Source organism: Streptomyces sp. NPDC004065, assembly GCF_044903565.1.
Lineage (GTDB): Bacteria > Actinomycetota > Actinomycetes > Streptomycetales > Streptomycetaceae > Streptomyces.
In genome coordinates this window covers 1-1,149 of the sequence record NZ_JBJDQT010000078.1, presented here as the reverse complement: position 1 = coordinate 1,149, position 1,149 = coordinate 1, and the positions used below count along the sequence as shown (strand labels likewise).

The 1,149-nt window shown below is 65.8% G+C and carries 2 protein-coding genes and 1 pseudogene; 2 read left to right on the top strand and 1 reads right to left on the bottom strand.

The features are described 5' to 3' along the window. Positions 1-75: 75 nt before the first annotated feature. Entirely contained in the window at positions 76-384 is a 309-nt protein-coding gene (locus ACI2LW_RS33715) for a hypothetical protein (protein WP_404735064.1), read from the bottom strand. 92 nt (positions 385-476) lie between these two features. Here ACI2LW_RS33715 and ACI2LW_RS33710 point away from each other — a divergent pair. Together ACI2LW_RS33710 and ACI2LW_RS33705 are read left to right on the top strand one after the other, a co-directional pair. Continuing rightward, positions 477-680: pseudogene (locus ACI2LW_RS33710) on the top strand (IS5/IS1182 family transposase); the annotation flags it as partial. Further along, a complete protein-coding gene (locus tag ACI2LW_RS33705; protein ID WP_404735063.1) occupies positions 677-1,009 on the top strand; it encodes a hypothetical protein in 333 nt (110 codons plus the stop codon). The pseudogene ACI2LW_RS33710 and the gene ACI2LW_RS33705, both read left to right, overlap by 4 nt. The last annotated feature ends 140 nt before the right edge of the window (positions 1,010-1,149 follow it).

Genomic DNA, 1,149 nt, shown 5'->3' with positions numbered 1-1,149 from the left:
CGGCATCGCCCGCCTGCACAACCTCGTCCTTGCCGGGTGACGCAGAAACCAGCAGGCCAACACACACGTCAAAGATCATTTACGGGACAGCCCTTTGGAGACGCCGAGGATGCCGATGCGCCGGGCCCCGCTCGTGGTGAGGAGGTCGACCGCGGCGGTGAAGGTCTCCAAGGGGATCTCGCAAATTCCCGGGGACTGTCCTGGTCCGCCGAACCAGCGGATGGACAGAGCGGCAATGCCCTGCTGCGCGAGGATGCGAGCTCTCTCGTGTTCGATGCGTCCGCTGGAACCGGCCAGGACCAGAACGCCGGCATCACTGCCGTGAGCGGGCGTGACAAGAACACCTTCCCAGGGATGGTTCAGCTCGTGCTCAGCAACATCCACGTGTTCCCCCAGTTCGACGCGTCGCGGTCAAAGAACGTCTTGGCAGCTTCTCAGACACAACCGGAGGCTTGACATCGAGACCCGCATATTAGGGGTTCGTGCCGCAGTCGAAACGGTGGAGGGTCGAGCAGACCTACGGGACCCTGATACTGCACCGGCGCCTGGTCCGCGACTACGAGCACCGCCCCTCCTCCTCCGCCTCCCGCGTCTACTGGGCGATGACCCACGTCATGACCCGACGCCTCACCGGCGCGAATACCCCCACCTGGCGCACAGCGCAGGCGGCGGCAGCGTGAACATCCAGCCCCTGCTCGATGCCCTGGACCTCCAGGAAGACGCCGCCCGGGCCCTGGCCGACGACCTCCGCGTACAGATCGACAACCTGCAGACCCGGCTGAGGGAGGCCGAGACACACCTGGAGCACCTCACGATCACCCGAAAGACCGTCACCGGCCTCGCCGACCGGCTCCCCGCCTCCCCGCCGGAGCTGCCCGAGCACCCGGATACCCCCGCGTCCTCGCCGCCTTCAACCACGCGACCGGACCGCTACCGGCCAAGGACGTCTGCGAAGCCCTCGGTCACGAACTGCTGCCGAAGAACATCGAAGGCACCCGCGCCAAGCTGAAACGCCTGGTCAAACTCGAGATCCTCACTGAGACCGACACCGGCGACTTCGCCAGGCAGCGATAGCCACACACCCTCCACCAGCAGCCGTTCCCCCACCTCAATCAGAAACGGAACACCTTGCGAACCGCCCACTCAGAG